This is a genomic window from Micromonospora sp. WMMD998 (assembly GCF_029581235.1).
GTDB lineage: Bacteria > Actinomycetota > Actinomycetes > Mycobacteriales > Micromonosporaceae > Micromonospora.
Genome location: NZ_CP120740.1, coordinates 6,105,414 through 6,122,526 on the forward strand (window position 1 = coordinate 6,105,414; position 17,113 = coordinate 6,122,526).

A 17,113-nucleotide genomic window follows, 5' to 3' on the forward strand; every position below is an offset into this window, starting at 1 on the left:
CCACGTCATGGCAGACAACGCGGACCGCTACCAGGACGGCGAGGCCCACGACCCACTCGTCGACGAGACCGAGGACGCCCGGGAGGCGAACTCGGCGGCGGCCCGGCTGTTCGACATCCGCCGGGTGATCGGCGGGCTGTTCGTGGTGTACGGGCTGATCGTCGGGCTGATGGGGCTCTTCGACTCGTCGGCCGAGATCGACAAGGCGCAGGGCGTCCGGATCAACCTGTGGGCCGGCGCGGTGATGCTCGTGTTCGGGCTGCTCATGCTGCTCTGGCAGCGACTCAGCCCGACCGAGGCGCCGGAGAGCCGGTCCGACGAGTCCTGACCCGGCCGCGCGTATCCCGGGCCGACCGGCATGGCCGGCCCGGCACGGGGTACGCCGGGGGGATCAGCGATGGGGACAGGAGGCAGCAGCATGACCGATCGTGACCCCGGTGGCGAGCGCCCGCTGGAGGAGGCCCCCGAGGTGGCCGCGGCGGTGGACGACGACAGCACGGTGCCGCAGTTGCGGGCCGGCGGCGCCGACCCGGACAACCCCACGTTCACCGAGCCGGACGGCGCGGTGGCCGACACCGGGTCGCCGGATCTGCTCGGCGACCCGTACGCGGCCGGGACCGGCGCGACCGGCACCGGCACCGGAGCCGGCGGGGACAACGTCCGCACCGGCGCCGAGCAGCCATGGGAGCCGGAGGACCTGGTGCGGGCGCGCGGTCAGGACGTGACGCCGGAGAACGTGGAGCGGGCGCGCCGTGACCTGGCCGAGCTGGGTCGGGCGGCGATCGAGAAGACGGTGCCCTGATGCGCGCCTGAGGACAGCCGGGGGCCCCTGGTCGACGTGGGCGTCGACCAGGGGCCCGGGGAACCCGCGCGGCGGTGCCTCACTCCCGCCGCGGCGGGTGGTCCGGCCGCGGCTCTACAGCGCCGGGTAGGCGTTCTGCATGAGCTGCGCGAACTGAGCCGGGAACCAGGCGCCGGAGATCGGCGCGTCCGGCAGGGCGCCGGACATGCTGTTCCCGTTGCGGGCGTTGCCGGTGTACGTCGGGTCGCACATCCGGTCGAAGCCCTTGCCCTCGTTGTTCGGGATCTCCTTGCTGGAGCCGTCCGACTCACCCGGGGGCTTCACCCACACGTAGGCGTCGATGCCGGACTCCGGCGCCGCCTTCGGCCGCTCGCCGAGGCCCGCACCAGCCTGGTTGCACCAGTTGCCGGCGTGGAAGCGACGGTCGACCCGACCGCCGTCGACGTAGGCGTCCACACTGGTCGACGGGCCCGGGCCGGTGGGCCGGGCGGAGCCGCCCCAGCCGTTGCGGGAGGTGTCGATCAGCATGCCGATGTTGCTGTCGAAGCCGATCGAGACCAGCTTCTGCCGGAACGCCTGGGCGAACGAGAGCTCATCGACGTACATGTTCCAGTCGATCCACTTGGACTGCCGCACGGTCTGGCCGTTCACCGAGTCGGTGACCTTGATGTACGGCTCGCGGAGCGCGGAGTAGTTCGCCGTGTTGGTGATGAAGCCCTGCACGTTGTGCACGGTGCTGCCGGACGCGACGGCCGCGGCCTTGAGCTGGTCGGCGACCGGGCCGAAGTTGCTGTCCCAGCCGAGCCAGCCGTGGTGGCCGGCGTCGATGTAGTTGTAGACGTTGCCGATCGAGCCCAGCTTGGCCAGCGCGTAGCCGACGCCGTTGACGTAGGCGCCGTTGGCTTTGACGGTGTCACACATCACGGTGCCGCCGGCGTTGCCCGAGGTGTTGGTCACCAGGTTGGGCAGCGAGTCGATCTCGATGATGTTGACGATGCGCAGGTTCTTGTACTTCGCGTCGCCCTGGATCGCGGCGATCGGGTCGATGTACTCGGACTTGTAGCGCGGCAGCTCGTCCGGGCCCAGCTCACCGTTCGAGGCGAGCGCGGAGCAGTCCCGGCCGGGCAGGTTGTAGATGACGAACTGGATGTAGCCGGCACCCTGGGCGAGCGCGGCGTCCAGGTGCTCACGAACGCCCATCGCGCCGTTGGAGCTGCTGTCCGGGGTGCCCTCGATGGCGGCGATCCGGTCGAGCCAGACGGCGGTCGGGTTGTTGGACACCCGGCTACCACCGGAGACCGACTCGGCCTTGGCCTTCCACTCCGGGTTCACGTAGCCCTTGACCCCGACGTAGGGGTTGTCCACCTTCTGCCCGGGCGGGGTGCTGGTGGGCGGGGTGCTGGTCGGCGGGGTGCTGGTGGGCGGCGTGCTCGTCGGCGGCGTGCTGGTGGGCGGCGTGCTCGTCGGCGGGGTGCTCGTCGGCGGGGTGCTGGTGGGCGGCGTACCGCCGTTGCAGACCGTGCCGTTCAGCGTGAACCGGGTCGGCTTCGGGTTGCTGCCGCTCCACGCGCCGTTGAAGCCGATGTTGGCGCTGGCGCCGGTGCCCAGCGAGCCGTTGTAGGACTCGTTCTGCGCGGTGACGTTCTGGCCGCTCTGGGACCACTTCGCCGACCAGCCCTGCTGCACACGCTGGCTGCTGTTGCCGAAGGTGAAGCCGAGGGTCCACGAGCTGACCGGGTCACCGAGGTTCTTGATGACCACGTTGGCGGTGAAGCCGCCGGCCCAGTCGTTGGTGGTGTAGTCCACGCTGCACTGCGTTGCGGCCTGCGCCGCGGTGACCGGGAGGGTCACCAGCCCGCCGGCCACGAGGACGCCGGCGCCGGTGAGCGCCAACGTCCGGCTCCGGCCGGACAGCCTTCTCCACAGATTCATACCAGTGATCTCCTTGGGCGAGACCGGATCCGCGTACGGCCCGGCGGAATGGCGGCGGCGGTCGTCCTGCGGGAACGACCGTGCACGCCACGGGTCACTTCGGGGACGCCCGACCCGGACGGGCGTGAAGGTGGTGGTGCCGACCGGTCCGCAGGACCGGCCGTGGGGAGCCGGACGTCGTTCCGGTGAGACCCGGCTGCCCTCGACGTCTGAACTCGCGGTGTGGCTCCCCGAACCGCGTGCAGCGATTCTTGCATGGGAGCGCTTCCATGGCAATGGCTCGATGCGCCTCCTGACCTTACCCCCGCCCCCGCCGCACGCCGCCACACCCGCGGCGATCCTGGTGCGAACACCCCTGGGGGCGCATTCGCACCAAGATCGGCCAGCTCCGCATCTTTCGGAACAGCGATGTCGACAGGCGAGACAAGGCGACACCGGAGGTGTGGACGGTGCGGAGCGTCCTCAGATGCGCTAAAGCCGCATCATCGGCAAACTTCTAAAAACGAATCTTTCCCCGAATATTTCGCGAAAGCGTCTAACGTCGGCCTTAGCTCGACTGACGTCGGGCTCAGGACGAACAGGGATGGAGTGACGCTGCTCATGGCTAACAAGATGCTCGGGAAGGTCGTTGCGGGTGCCGCTCTCGGCGGTGCCGGCCTTCTCGCGTTTACCCCAGGCATGGCCAACGCGGGCGGGCACGACGACGAGGGCAAGGTCATCGCCAAGCCGCACGTGGTCAAGGCTGGTGACACCGTCGACCTGCTCCAGATCTGCTCCGAGCCACAGGAGCACGCCTACGTCTGGTCGAAGGTGACCGGCAAGGTCGGCCTCCACCCGGCCCGCGACGGTGAGCACGGCGACTGGGGCGACTCGGCCGACCACGGCGGCGACTGGGCCGGCGGCGGGGACTGGGCCGACCACGGCGGGGACTGGGCCGACCACGGCGGGGACTGGGCCGGCGGCGGTGACTGGGCCGGCCGGGGCGACGACTGGACCGAGGATGCCGACCAGGGCCCCGACGGCAAGGACGGGCACGGCGACCACGGCAAGGCCCCCGAGGGCAAGGACGACAAGGGCAAGGCCCCCGAAGGCAAGGACGACAAGGGCAAGGACGGGCACGGCCCGGGCGAGGCGGGTATGCCGGAGCCGCCGGCCGACCCGAAGCCGGGCGGGGTGGGGGCCGGCACGGCCGCCGACGCCGGCGACGAGGTCCCGGAGGAGTACGGCCAGGCCGCCGAGCCGGGCTGGGACGCCGCCCTCTGGGCCGATGACCAGCACGCCAAGGACGGCAAGAACGGCAAGGACGAACACGGCAAAGACGCCAAGGACAACCACGGCAAGGACGCCAAGGACGAACACGGCAAGGACGGAAAGGAGGAGCACGGAGGCGACGAGTACGGCCACGGCGGGGACGAGGCCGGCTGGGAGCACGGGAAGGACTTCGTCTACTACGGCGAGGCCCGTGTCTCCGAGGACGCCCACCCGGGCCGGTACGAGTTGTCGGGCTCCTGCGGCGAGGGCGAACTCGTGGTCCTGCCCCACGGCGGGGTCGACGGCGGTGACGGCGGCATGACCACCACCGGCATGAACATCGGTCTCGCCACCGGAGGTGCCGGCATGATCGGTGCCGCCGCGCTGGGTGGCCTGGTGCTGCTGCGCCGGCGTCGGGCCGGTGACCTGGCCTGATCGGACGACGACCCGGGCCGGCGGCCGTCACGGGAGACCGTGGCGTGCCGCCGGCACGGCGCTCGTCGTCCTGCTCGCCATGGTGGGCTCCGGCCTGATCGGCGCGTCCGTGCGCACCATCCCGCCGCCCGTCCCGCCGCAGCCGATCGCGCAGGCAGACACGGCGGACCCCGCCGAGCCGGCAACCGATGGGATCCTCCAGGCCGACAAACCGTGGTACGCCCCCTCGCCGGACCCGATCCCGCCGGAGCCAACGGGGCCAGCAGGGCCGACGGGGCCAGCAGGTCCAGCGGGGCTACCGGGAACGACCGGACCGGCAGGACTGGCAGGAACGACCGGAACACCGGGTCCAGCCGGACCGGCGGCACCGGCCGGATCCGCGGGACCCGGCGGAACAACAGGACCCGGCGGAACAGCGGGACCGGCAGGACCCGCCGGCACGACGGGACCCGCAGGACCGGGCGTACCCGCGGGATCAGGCGGAACAACAGGACCCGCAGGCCCGGCCGGCACGACGGGACCCGCAGGCCCGATCCGACCAGCGGGACCGAACAAACCCGCCGGACCGGGCGGGACAACGGCGGCGCCCACGGGCGCACCGGGCAGGACCGGCGTCCCGGCCGGGCTGGCCCGGTCGGTGCCCACCACCATCGTGATCCCCCGGATCGGGGTACGCGCCGAGATCATGGCACTCGGCACCAACCCGGACGGCACGGTGCAGGTGCCCCCGCTGGACCAGGCGATGAAGGCGGGCTGGTACTCCCCTGGCGCCAGCCCCGGTGAGGTCGGCAACGCCGTCGTCGTCGGGCACGTCGACTCCGCCAAGCTCGGCCCGGCGGTGTTCTTCAGCCTCGGGGCCCTGGTGCGGGGCGACACCATCGCGGTCTCCCGGCAGGACGGCTCGACCGCCACCTTCACCGTCGAGGACGTCCGGTCGTACCCGAAAACGGCCTTCCCGGCGGAACAGGTCTACGGCCCGTCCGCCGTGCCCGGCCTGCGGGTGGTGACGTGTGGCGGGGTGTTCGACCAGGCCGCCGGCAGCTACCTGAACAACATCGTGGTCTACGCGCGGATGACCGCGTGACCGGCGCGGTGCGTCGGGTGTTAAGCGGGGCCCCCGCCTCTACCGAATGCGTTAAGAGGGGGCCCCGCCTTACACCTCAGGCCGCCGCGGACGTCCGTACCAGGGTACGGATCTGGCGCAGCAGCACCGACAGCGCGGACAGGTCGGCGCGGGACTCGTCGAACTCCCCCATCGCCCGGTGCGCCCGGTGGATCGACGTCGCGTTCGCCTGTTCCCACTGCTGCACCCGCTCCACCGGCGGGAGGCTCTCCGAGGTGGAGCCCAGCACCTCCGCCGTGAGCGCGGCAAGCGCGGCGTACAGGTCGTAGCGCAACGCCATCCGGGCCAGCGTCTGCCAGCGGTCCTCCCGCGGCAGCAGGGAGATCTTCGACAGCAGCGCGTCCACCCGGAACCGGTCGGAGAGCACGAAGTAGACCGACGCCACCTCGCTCACCTCCCGGCCGGTCGTCTGCGCCGTCTCGACGATGTCGAGCAGGCCGAAGCTGTACATCATGCGGGTCGCCCGCACGGCCAGCTCACGCGGCAGCCCCCGCTCGGCGAGCGACTCGATGTGCGCCGCGATGGCCTCCCGCTCGGTGCCCCAGAACAGGTGCTCCAGGTCCGGCAGGAGCCGGACCACGCCGTCGCGCAGCCGGGCGATCTCCGCCGGCACGTCGATCGGGGAGCGCCGGTTGGTGACCAGCCAGCGCACCGCGCGGTCGAGCAACCGCCGGGTGTCCAGGTAGACGGCGGTCTGGAGTTGCGGCGACACCCTGTTGTCGAGCGCCTCGACCGCGTTCCACAGGTCGCCCAGCTCGAACACCTCGCGGACCACCACGTACGCCCGCAGCACGTCCGCCGCCGAGGCGGCCGTCTCCTCGACGACCCGGAACACGAACGAGATGCCGCCCCGGTTGATCGCCTCGTTGACCAGCACCGTGGTGACGATGTCCCGGCGCAGCCGGTGCCGGCCCATCCGGTCGGCGAAGCGCTGCCGCAGCGGGGTCGGGAAGTAGTTGACCAGGACGTCCGTCGTCCACTCCTCGTCCGCCAGCCCCTCGCTGACGATCTCCCGCTCCAGCACGATCTTCACGTACGCGAGCAGCACCGCGAACTCCGGCGCGGACAGCCCGTTCTCGGTGCGTACCGCCAGCTCCTCGTCCGGCGGCAGCGCCTCCAGCGCCCGGTCCAGCGCGCCGGACCGCTCCAGCTCGTTGATCATCCGCCGGTGCACCGGCAGCAGCGAGGCGGCCTGGGCCTGGGCGTTGTTGATCGCCCTGGCCTGGTCGTAGTTGTCCCGCAGCACCAGCTCGGCGACCTCGTCGGTCATCTGGGCCAGCAGCTCGTCGCGCTCGGGCCGGTCCAGCTCGCCGTCGGCGACCGCCGTGTTCAGCAGGATCTTGATGTTCACCTCGTGGTCGGAGCAGTCCACCCCGGCCGCGTTGTCGATGAAGTCGGTGTAGATGCGACCGCCGCCCGCGGCGTACTCGATCCGGCCCTGCTGGGTGAAGCCCAGGTTGCCGCCCTCGCCGACCACCCGGCAGCGCAGGCCCTTGCCGTCCACCCGGATGGCGTCGTTGGACTTGTCCCCGACCTCGGCGTTGGTCTGGGTCGACGCCTTGACGTAGGTGCCGATGCCGCCGTTCCAGAACAGGTCCACCGGCGCGGTGACGATCGCCTTCATCAGCTCCTGCGGGCTGAGCTGCGTGACGTCGTCGTCGAGGCCGAGCACCGCGCGCACCTGCGGCGTGAGCGGCACCGACTTCGCGGTACGCGGGAAGATGCCGCCGCCGTCCGAGATCAGCTCCGGGTCGTAGTCCTCCCACGACGACCGGGGCATGTCGAACAGCCGCTTGCGTTCCCGGTAGGAGGTGGCCGCGTCCGGGTCCGGGTCGAGGAAGATGTGCCGGTGGTCGAAGGCGGCCACCAGCCGGATGTGCTCCGACAGCAGCATGCCGTTGCCGAACACGTCGCCGGACATGTCGCCGACGCCGACCACGGTGAAGTCCTGGGTCTGGGTGTCGTGCCCCAGCTCCCGGAAGTGCCGCTTCACCGACTCCCACGCGCCCCGGGCGGTGATGCCCATCTTCTTGTGGTCGTAGCCGGCCGAGCCACCGGAGGCGAATGCGTCACCGAGCCAGAACCGGTGCGCGGTGGAGATCTCGTTGGCGATGTCGGAGAACGTCGCGGTGCCCTTGTCCGCCGCCACCACCAGGTAGGGGTCGTCGGCGTCGTGCCGGACCACGTCGTCCGGCGGCACGATCTCGCCGCTGACGATGTTGTCGGTGACGTCGAGCAGCGCGGAGATGAACTCCTTGTAGCAGATCACCGCCTCGTCCCGGTCGCCCGGCTTCTGCTTGAGCACGAAGCCGCCCTTGGCGCCGACCGGCACGATCACCGCGTTCTTCACCATCTGCGCCTTGACCAGGCCCAGCACCTCGGTACGGAAGTCCTCGCGCCGGTCGGACCAGCGCAGGCCGCCCCGGGCCACCGGCCCGAACCGCAGGTGCACGCCCTCGAACCGGGGCGAGTAGACGAAGATCTCGAACTTGGGCCGGGGCGCCGGCAGGTCCGGGATGGCCTGCGGGTCCAGCTTGAACGCGACGTACGGCTTGGGCCGCCCGGCCGGCGGCTTCTGGTAGAAGCTGGTGCGCAGGGTGGCCTGGATCAGCGTCAGGTAGGCGCGCAGGATCCGGTCCTGGTCGAGGCTGGCCACCTCGTCCAGCGCCTCGCCGATGGCGTCGACCAGCTCGCCGCTGCGCTGCCGGCGCTCGTCGAGCGTGGCCGCGCCGGGCGCGAACCGGGTCTCGAAGAGCTGCACCAGCAGCCCGGCGACGCGCGGGTACGCGATGAACGTCTGTTCCATGTACTCCTGGGAGAACACGGTGCCGGCCTGCCGCAGATACTTGGCGTACGCCCGCAGCACCACCACCTGCCGCCAGGTGAGCCCGGTGCGCAGCACCAGCTCGTTGAAGCCGTCCACCTCGGCCTCGCCCCGCCAGGCGGCGGCGAAGGCGTTCTCCACGTGCGGGCGCACCTCGGCCAGGTCCTGGTGCCGCTCGGGCAGCTCCAGCCCGAAGTCGTAGAGCCAGATCCGGCCGTCGATGCGCTCCACCTCGTACGGGTGCTCGTCGACCACCTTCACGCCGAGCGAGTGCAGCACCGGCAGCACGGCGGAGAGCATCATCGGCTCGCCGTACCGGTAGACCTTGAACCGCACGTCCATCGTCTCGTCGGCGTCGCTCGCCCGGCCCGCGTGGGCGCGGGGCGCCAACTGCTTGCGGAACAGGTGCATCTCGAGCTGGCCGGGCTCCTCCAGCAGCTCCAGCTTGGCCAGGTCCTTCATCGCCTCGTACGGCGTGTGCCCGTCCTTGTAGCCCTCCGGGAAGGCGTCGGCGTAGCGACCGAACAGGTGCTTGGCCTGCTCGTCGCCGAGCTTGCGCTCCAGCACCAGCCGGTAGTCGTCGTCCCAGAGCCGGGTGGCGTCGGCCAGTTCCTCGGCGAGCAGGTCGGCGTCGATGTCCCCGGGCGGGCTGTTCGGGTCGGTGCGGACGATGAAGTGCACCCGGGCCAGCATCGACTCGGTGACCCGGGTGGTGTAGTCGACGCCGACGCCGTTCAGCTCCCGCAGCAGGATGTCCTGCATGCGGAGCCGGTTCTGCGTGGTGAACCGGTCCCGCGGCAGGTAGATCAGGCAGGAGATGAACCGCCCGTACGCGTCGCGCCGCAGGAAGACGCGCAACTGCCGGCGACCGGCCATCCGCAGCACGCCGATCACCGCGTGGTAGAGGTCGTCGGTCTTGATCTGGAACAGCTCGTCGCGCGGATAGGTCTCCAGGATCTGGAGCAGGTCCTTGCCGGAGTGGCTGCGCAGGCTCAGGCCGGAGCGGTCCAGCACCTCGGCGACCTTGCGCCGGACCACCGGCAGCTCCTGCACGCTGGTCCGGTAGGCGGCAGTGGAGAACAGGCCCAGGAAGCGCCGCTCGCCGACCACCTCGCCGGCATCGTCGAAGATCTTGAAACCGATGTAGTCGAGGTAGGCCGACCGGTGCACGGTGGCCCGCGAGTTGGCCTTGGTGATGATGAGCAGGCGCTTCTCCAGCACCCGCTCGTGCGCCTCCGGGGTCATCGACGCCAGCGACCGGGCCTCCGGCGAGTCGGAGCGCAGAATGCCCAGCCCGGTGCCGAGGACCGCCTCAAGGGCCTGCCCGCCGTCCGCCCCGTCGGTGTCGACCAGGCGGTACTCCCGGTAGCCGAGGAACGTGAAGTGGTCGTGCGCGAGCCAGCGCAGCAGCTCCACCGAGTCGGTGATGTCCTTCTCCGGCACCGGTGGGCGGTTGTCCGAGGTCCGCGCGGCGGCCAGCTCGTCGGCGAGCGCCGTCGCCCGCTGCCGCATCTTGGGCCAGTCCTCGACGGCCTCGCGCACGTCGGTCAGCACCCGTTGCAGCTCGCGGCGCAGCGCCTCCCGCTCGGCCGGGTCGCGGACCGGGTCGATCTCGATCCGCATCCAGCTCTCGACCAGGTCGCCGGCGATCGCGTCGTCCGGCTCCACGTCCGCGGAGACCTCGGTGAGCCGGCCCAGCGGCTCGCGCCGGACCACCACGAGCGGGTGCACCAGCAGGTGTACGTCGAGGTGGCGGGAGTTCAGCAGCGCGGTGACGGAGTCGACCAGGAACGGCATGTCGTCGGTGACGATCTCGACCACGGTGTGGTGCTGCTCGGCGTCCGGCTCGTGGATGCGCAGCTTCAGCTCGCCCGGAACCCGCTGCTGGGCCAGGTCCCGGTGCGCCCGGGCCGCCTCCAGCATCTCCTCGGCGGTGAAGCCGATCAGCTCCTCGTCCGGCGCGAACCGCCAGAAACGGTCCACGAGCGTGGCGGCGTCGTGGTCGTCGCCGGCCAGCACGACCGCCTGGGCGACCAGCCGCTCCGCGTTGGGCACCGGCTCGTCCAGCTCGGCGTCCTCCGACTCGTCGACGAGCGCCTGCGTCGGCAGGCCCAGGTCGTAGAGGGTGTCGATGCTGGAACCGGTCATCCCGGTCACTCCTGTGTCGAGGTGGCCGAAACCATCCCCGTCGGTCTCCGAATCGAAGCCGTCATCGTCCCGGCTGGTGTCAGCCTGCCGGAGGTCGGGTCCCGGTTTGATCGCCGGACGCCGGTCCATCGGTGCCACTCCCCTCGACCCACCGCGTTGTGGGTCACTCTGCCGCCCAGCCTAGGCCCTGCCGTTGTGCTCCTCCGTCGGCGGACCACTGGCCGGACGTCCGGATCGGGACTGTGCCCTTTCACCTGTTGCGGGTGCGTGGTCGGCCGGACCCGGAATACCCGGCTGGCGATGTTCATCACACTGTCACACGGCCCTTCTCGCCGCGCGGAGGCGGTGGCGGGGCGGTGGGCAGCCGCACCCCGTACTAGCGTGCAGATCAGTTACGCACCGGAGGGACCGCTTCATGCCCCTGTCGTACCCCGTACGCCCCCGCCGCAACTCCCGCCGTCGGCTGCTCCCGGCGCTGCTCGCCGCCCTGCTAGCCGCCGGAGCGGTGACCGGGTGCTCCGGCGAGGACGGGCCGGAGCGCGCCGTCGACGCCTTCCTGAGCGGCTGGCGGTCGGGCGACCTGCAACCGGTCGGCTTCATCGAGCCGACCGGGGCGCGGCTGTCGGCCACCGAGGTGACCAAGCGGATCAAGGCGCTCTCCGGCGACCTGGCCGCCACCCCGCCCGACCTGGAACGCACCGGCGACATCACGGTCGCCGGCGACATCGCCACCGCCCGGGTGCGGCTCACCTGGGCGCTCCCGGGCGGCGCCCGCTGGGCCTACGAGAATCCGGTACGCCTCAAGGGCGACGGCGACCAGTGGCAGGTGATCTGGGAGCCGGGCGTGGTGCACGAGAAGCTGACCGACGGCGACCACCTCGCGTTGCGCCGGGAGCCGGCGGGGCGCGCCGCGGTGCTCGACGCCGCCGGCGAACCGATCGTCGCGCCCCGGCCGGTGGTCCGGGTGCAGGTCGCGGCCGGTGAGGTCACCGACGCGCCCGGGCTGGCGCGTAAGCTCGACGCCGCCCTCAAGGCGATCCGGCCCGCGCTCGATCCTCCGGTCGACCTCAGTGACCTGCCCAAACGCCTCAAGGATGCGGACCGGGACGCGCTCGTCGAGGTGGTCACCCTGCGCGACGAGGCATACCGGCAGATCAAACCCCGCATCTACGACCTGCCCGGCACCCGGTTCCCCACCGACACGCTCATGTTGGCCCCGACCCGGGAGTTCGCCCGCGCGCTGCTCGGCTCCGTCGACCCGGCGCAGGCCGACGACCTCCAGGCCCACCCCGACCGGTACGCCCGCGGTGACCTGGTCGGCCACGGCGGTCTACAGGGCCGCTACGACGAGCGGTTGCGCGGCACGCCCGGCGTCACCGTGATCACCGAACGGCCCGCGGCGGAGGGTGCCACCGAGCCCACCGGCACCGAGGTCTTCCGCAGCGAGCCGAAGCCCGGGCAGCCGGTGAAGACCACGCTGGACGTGGCCACCCAGAACGCCGCCGACACCGCGTTGCGGGGCCAGAAGCGGCGCTCGGCCCTGGTCGCGGTGCGGATCAGCGACGGCACGGTGCTGGCTGCCGCCAACGGCCCCGGCGCCGCCGGCGAGAACCTGGCCTTCACCGCGCAGGTGCCGCCCGGCTCGACGTTCAAGATGGTCAGCGCGCTCGGCCTGCTCGACCGGGGCGCGGTGACACCGCAGACCACCGTGGACTGCCCGAAGACCGCCGAGGTCGACGGCCGGATCTTCAAGAACTCGGACAACTTCGCGCTGGGCAAGGTGCCGTTCGCCACCGACTTCGCCAAGTCCTGCAACACCGCCTTCACCTCCCTCGCCCCGCAACTCGGCGCGGACGGGCTCGCCCAGGCCGGCCGTACGCTCGGCCTGGAGGCCGACTGGAACCTCGGCGCGGACGTGTTCACCGGCAAGATCTCCGCGAACGGCGGCCCCACCGAGCAGGCCGCCGCCGCCATCGGCCAGGGCACCACAGTGGTCAGCCCGCTGGCCATGGCCGGCGCCACCGCGGCCGTGGCGCGGGGCAGCTTCCAGCAGCCGCAACTGCTTGTCGATCCGGTGCCGGGCAAGCTCGCGCCGGCCGGCCCGGCGCTCAAGCCGGAGTCCGTGGCGGCGCTCAAGACGATGATGCGCGGCGTGGTCACCGGCGGCACCGCCGCCGCGCTGGCGGACGTGCCGGGCGAGCCGGTGCACGGCAAGACCGGCACCGCGGAATACGACAACAACCCGGCGCACACCCATGCCTGGTTCGTCGGCTGGCAGGGCGACGTGGCCTTCGCGGTCTTCGTCGAGCAGGGCGGTTCCAGCACGACGAGCGCGGTGCCGATCGCCGAGCGTTTCCTGCGCGGCCTCGCCCGCTGACCGGGGCGACCTCACGCGCCGACCGGCGCGGCCCCACGCGCCGACCGGGCGCGCTCAGGCGGTGTCGTCGGTGACCGGCGTCGTCTCCCCGGCCGGCGGGGCGTCCACCTCGGGCACCGCGACCCGGCGGAGCAGCCCGGGGCCGACCGCCGGCCCGGGTCCCGTCTCGCCGGGCTCCGGCAGCCACTCCCGCGGCTCCTCCCCCGGCGACGGCGTCCGGTCGCCGCTCCCGTTCGCGACGGCCGGCGTGCCGATCGGAGCCGTCGCCACGGCCGACGTACCAATCGGGTTCGCCGCGGCTTCCGGCGGACCGATCGGATCCGTCGCGACGGCGGGCGCGGGCACGGCCGCCGGTCCACGCTCCGCGCGGCGGCCGTTGCCCGTGCGGGGCGTCGGGGCGACCGGGTCGGCCGGCAGCAGCCGGGGCGGCGCGGCGCCCGGGGCGGCCACCGGGGCGAGCCCGGCCACCACCGTGTTCACGATCTCCGCCGCGTACGCGCCGTCCGGGTCGTAGTCGGGGTCGAAGACGGTCAGCTCGACGCCGAGGCAGTGCGGGGTGTCGACCAGCCCGGCGAGCAGGATCTCCAGCTCGGCGAAGGCGATGCCGCCCGGGTCGGGGGCGTCGACCGCGGGCATCACCGCCGGGTCGAGCACGTCGACGTCGATGTGCACCCAGTAGCCGGCGCAGTCGACGAGCTGCTCGTGCGCCCACTGGGCGGTCCGGGCCGCGCCCTCGGCACGCAGCGCCGGCACCGGCCGGGTGGTGATGCCGGCGGCCTGGAGGTCGAGGCGGTATTCGTCCTGCGCGCGGATGCCGAGCACCACCACGTCGATGTCCCGGAAGTAGGGCCGTCGCCCCTCGATGGCGGCCAGGTCGGACTGCCCCCGCCCGGTGACCAGGGCCAGGTCCTCCCCCGCCGCCGCGCCGACGTACGAGGCGTTGCCGGGGTGCCGGAAATCGGAGTGGCCGTCGACGAAGACCAACCCGATCCGCCCGCCGACCGCCTCGCCGAGCCGGTGCATGGCGAGCGCCGAGCCGAGCAGCACCGAACAGTCCCCGCCGAGCACCAACGGGAACTCACCCCGGTCGATGATCGCGCCGATCCGGTCGGCGAGCGCCGCCGAGTACGCGGAGATCTCCGGCGCGTGGCAGACGCCGTCGCCCGGGCGCCAGTCGCCCGGGTCGTACCGGGGTGGGGTGAGACAGCCGGCGTCGCGGGCGCGCAGCCGGGCGAGCAGCCCGTGGTCGCGCAGCGCACCGGGCGCCTTGCCGCAGCCGGGGACGGAGCTGGCCGTGGGCGGGCGCAGCCCGAGGTTCGTCGGCGCGTCGAGGACGGCGATCCGGCGCATCATGAGCTCCCGTCCTCGGTGGTCGGGCGGGCCGGCGGTGCGCCGGCCCGCGCGGGCGTACGTCGGGTTCAGAACAAGGCGCTGGCCAACGCGCGTCGGGCGGAGGCCACGGCGGGGTCGTCCGGGCCGGCGATGGTGAACAGGCCGATCAGGTGCTGGCGTACCCGGTCCCGCTCCTCGCCGGCGGTCCGGCGGACGGTGGCGACAAGTCGCTTGTATGCCTGCTCGGCCAGGCCGCTGAGCACCTCGATGTCGGCGGCCAGCAGTTGCGCGTCCACGTCGTCGGGGTCGGCCGCCGCGGCGTCGAGCGCACCCTGCGGGTCGGCGCCGGCCACCCGCCGGGCCAGCCCGACCTGGGCCAGGCCGGCCTCCGCCGCCGCGTCCGCCGGTGACTCGGCGAGGATCTTCCGGTACGCCGCCTCGGCGGCGTCGAGGTCGCCGCTCATCAGCGCGTCGTCGGCCGCGTCGAGCCGCGGGTCCTCCGGCTCGGCCACCGTGACGCCGGCGGCCTTGAGCACGGCCTGGATCCACTGCCGCAACTGCGGCTCGGGCACCACGCCCGGGAAGGCGTCGACCGGCCGCCCGCCGACGATGGCGTAGGTGGTCGGCAGCGTCTGGAGCTGGAACATCTGCGCGAGCCGGGGCTGCTGCTGCACGTCGACCCGGGCCAGGAGCCACGCCCCGTCACCCTCGGCGGCCAGCCGCTCCAGCACCGGGGCGAACTGGTCGCTCTCCGGGTAGCCGGCGGCGCCGAAGAAGACCACGACCGGTGTGCTGAGCGAGCGTTCGAGCACCTCGGACTGGATGTTCGCCTCGGTCACGTCGAGCACGGCGGCTGAGCCGGCGGGGCTGCCCGGCAGCCCGGCGGGCGGGCCGCCCGGTGTCGGTGTGGCGGGAGAGGTGTCGGCCGGTGCGGGGGTGCGCAGCGCGCTGAGGTCGACCGCGCCGCGGGTGAAGATCGACGAGGTGATCCGTGGGTCGCTCATGGTTGTCTAGTCTCGCACGTGTCGCACCGAAGACCGTTCACCCGCGAGGTCGACGTTGCGACTCTCACCCCTGCTCAGAGGTGTAAGGCGGGGGCCCTTCTTAACACACGTGTGTTAAGAAGGGCCCCCGCCTTACCGCTAGAAGCGAGCGGGCTCGCGGTAGACGCCCCACTCGGCGCGCAGCGCGTCGCAGATCTCGCCGAGCGTGGCCTCGGCGCGGACCGCGTCGAGCATCGCCGGGATCATGTTCTCCCCGGTCCGGCCGACCTCCACCATCCGGCGTACGGCGGCGGTGACCGCCACGTCGTCGCGGCCCGACTTCCGCTCGGCCAGCACCCGGCGCTGCTCCACCTCCACCTCGTGCGAGATGCGCAGGATCTCCAACTCCTTGGCGACCGTGCCGGTGTGGCAGTTGACGCCGACGATCTTCTTGTCGCCCTTCTCCAGCGCCTGCTGGTAGACGAACGCCGACTCGGCGATGTGCCCGGTGAACCAGCCGTCCTCGATGCCGCGCAGGATGCCCGAGGTCATCGGCCCGATCCGGTGCGGGCCGTCGCCGCCGAGCTGCCGGATCCGGGCGAAGATCTCCTCCGCCTCGGCCTCGATCCGGTCGGTGAGCGCCTCCACGTACCAGGCGCCGCCGAGCGGGTCGGCCACGTTCGTCACCCCGGTCTCCTCCATCAGCACCTGCTGGGTCCGCAGGGCGATCTCGGCGGACTCGTCGGTGGGCAGCGCGAGGGTCTCGTCGAGCGCGTTGGTGTGCAGCGAGTTGGTGCCGCCGAGCACCGCCGCGAGGGCCTCGACCGCGGTGCGTACCACGTTGTTGACCGGCTGCTGGGCGGTCAGCGACACCCCGGCGGTCTGGGTGTGGAACCGCAGCCACTGCGCCTTCTCGCTGGTGGCGCCGTAGACGTCGCGCAGCCAGCGGGCCCAGATCCGGCGGGCCGCCCGGAACTTGGCGATCTCCTCGAAGAAGTCCAGGTGGGAGTCGAAGAAGAAGCTGAGCCCGGGGGCGAAGACGTTGACGTCGAGCCCGCGCGACAGTCCCAGCTCGACATAGCCGAACCCGTCGGCGAGCGTGTACGCCAACTCCTGCGCGGCGGTCGAGCCGGCCTCCCGGATGTGGTAGCCGGAGACCGAGAGCGGCTTGTAGCGCGGGATCTCGGCGGCGCAGTATTCCATCAGGTCGCCGATCAGGCGCAGGTGCGGCTCGGGGTCGAAGAGCCACTCCTTCTGCGCGATGTACTCCTTGAAGATGTCCGTCTGGAGCGTCCCGTCGAGCGTGGACAGGTCGGCGCCCTGCCGCTCGGCGGCCACCAGGTACATGCAGAAGACCGGCACGGCCGGGCCGGAGATGGTCATCGAGGTGGTGACGCCGGCCAGGTCGATGCCGTCGAAGAGCACCTCCATGTCGGCGGCGGAGTCGACCGCCACGCCGCAGTGCCCGACCTCACCGAGCGACTGCGGGTCGTCCGAGTCGCGGCCCATCAGCGTCGGCATGTCGAAGGCGACGGAGAGCCCGCCGCCTCCGGCGCCGAGGATCATCTTGTAGCGCTCGTTCGTCTGCCGGGCGTTGCCGAAGCCGGCGAACTGCCGGATGGTCCAGGCCCGTCCGCGATAGCCGGTCGGGTGCAACCCCCGGGTGTACGGGAACTCGCCCGGCCACCCGATCCGCTCGAACCCCGGGTACGCCGTCCCCTCCGGCGGCCCGTACACCGGTTCGACCGGCAGGCCGGAGAGCGTGGTGAAGTCCGCGTCGCGCTTGCGGGCGGCGTCGTAGCGGGCCTGCCAGCGGGCCCGGCCGGCGGCGATCTCGTCAGCGTCCATGCGCGGAGCTCCTCCTCGAGTCCTCGACTGAGCACCGAGTGTAGAACGCCATCCTGAA

The 17,113-nt window shown here is 72.2% G+C and carries 9 protein-coding genes and 2 pseudogenes; 6 read left to right on the forward strand and 5 right to left on the reverse strand.

Annotated features, from left to right (window positions below; translation table 11 throughout):
- Positions 1-7 precede the first annotated feature (7 nt).
- Both O7619_RS27755 and O7619_RS27760 read left to right on the forward strand, forming a co-directional pair.
- Entirely contained in the window at positions 8-328 is a 321-nt protein-coding gene (locus O7619_RS27755) for a hypothetical protein (protein WP_282284371.1), read from the forward strand.
- Between the two features lie 90 nt (positions 329-418).
- On the forward strand, positions 419-802 hold the full coding sequence (locus O7619_RS27760) for a hypothetical protein (protein WP_282284372.1): 384 nt from the start codon (positions 419-421) through the stop codon (positions 800-802).
- A 114-nt stretch (positions 803-916) separates the two neighbouring features.
- Here O7619_RS27760 and O7619_RS27765 read toward each other — a convergent pair whose 3' ends face one another.
- Positions 917-2,734 carry a glycoside hydrolase family 6 protein gene (locus tag O7619_RS27765; RefSeq protein ID WP_282284373.1) on the reverse strand — a complete coding sequence of 606 codons (1,818 nt, stop codon included), beginning with the start codon at positions 2,732-2,734 and terminating at the stop codon, positions 917-919.
- 678 nt (positions 2,735-3,412) lie between these two features.
- Here O7619_RS27765 and O7619_RS27770 point away from each other — a divergent pair.
- From O7619_RS27770 to O7619_RS27780, 3 genes and pseudogenes are all read left to right on the forward strand, one after another.
- On the forward strand, positions 3,413-4,420 hold the full coding sequence (locus tag O7619_RS27770; protein WP_282284374.1) for a hypothetical protein: 1,008 nt from the start codon (positions 3,413-3,415) through the stop codon (positions 4,418-4,420).
- Positions 4,407-4,580 (forward strand): annotated as a pseudogene (locus tag O7619_RS27775) (class F sortase); the annotation flags it as partial. The gene O7619_RS27770 and the pseudogene O7619_RS27775, both read left to right, overlap by 14 nt.
- Before the next feature lie 456 nt (positions 4,581-5,036).
- A pseudogene (locus O7619_RS27780) lies at positions 5,037-5,504 on the forward strand (class F sortase); the annotation flags it as partial.
- A 76-nt stretch (positions 5,505-5,580) separates the two neighbouring features.
- On the opposite strand, the gene O7619_RS27785 reads toward O7619_RS27780, so the two are convergent.
- Complete coding sequence (locus tag O7619_RS27785) at positions 5,581-10,644, reverse strand: NAD-glutamate dehydrogenase (RefSeq protein ID WP_282284375.1); 5,064 nt, start codon at positions 10,642-10,644, stop codon at positions 5,581-5,583.
- A 286-nt stretch (positions 10,645-10,930) separates the two neighbouring features.
- Between O7619_RS27785 and O7619_RS27790 the strand changes: the two genes are divergently transcribed.
- On the forward strand, positions 10,931-12,892 hold the full coding sequence (locus O7619_RS27790; RefSeq protein ID WP_282284376.1) for a penicillin-binding transpeptidase domain-containing protein: 1,962 nt from the start codon (positions 10,931-10,933) through the stop codon (positions 12,890-12,892).
- A 54-nt stretch (positions 12,893-12,946) separates the two neighbouring features.
- On the opposite strand, the gene O7619_RS27795 is transcribed toward O7619_RS27790, so the two are convergent.
- From O7619_RS27795 to O7619_RS27805, 3 genes are all read right to left on the reverse strand, one after another.
- Positions 12,947-14,245, reverse strand: a complete 1,299-nt coding sequence (locus O7619_RS27795; RefSeq protein ID WP_348774340.1) for an arginase family protein — start codon at positions 14,243-14,245, stop codon at positions 12,947-12,949.
- 65 nt (positions 14,246-14,310) lie between these two features.
- The gene (locus tag O7619_RS27800; RefSeq protein ID WP_282284377.1) at positions 14,311-15,228 is read right to left on the reverse strand and encodes a tetratricopeptide repeat protein; all 918 of its coding nucleotides are present in this window, start codon (positions 15,226-15,228) and stop codon (positions 14,311-14,313) included.
- 138 nt (positions 15,229-15,366) lie between these two features.
- A complete protein-coding gene (locus tag O7619_RS27805) occupies positions 15,367-17,055 on the reverse strand; it encodes a methylmalonyl-CoA mutase family protein (RefSeq protein ID WP_282284378.1) in 1,689 nt (562 codons plus the stop codon).
- Between the last annotated feature and the right edge of the window lie 58 nt (positions 17,056-17,113).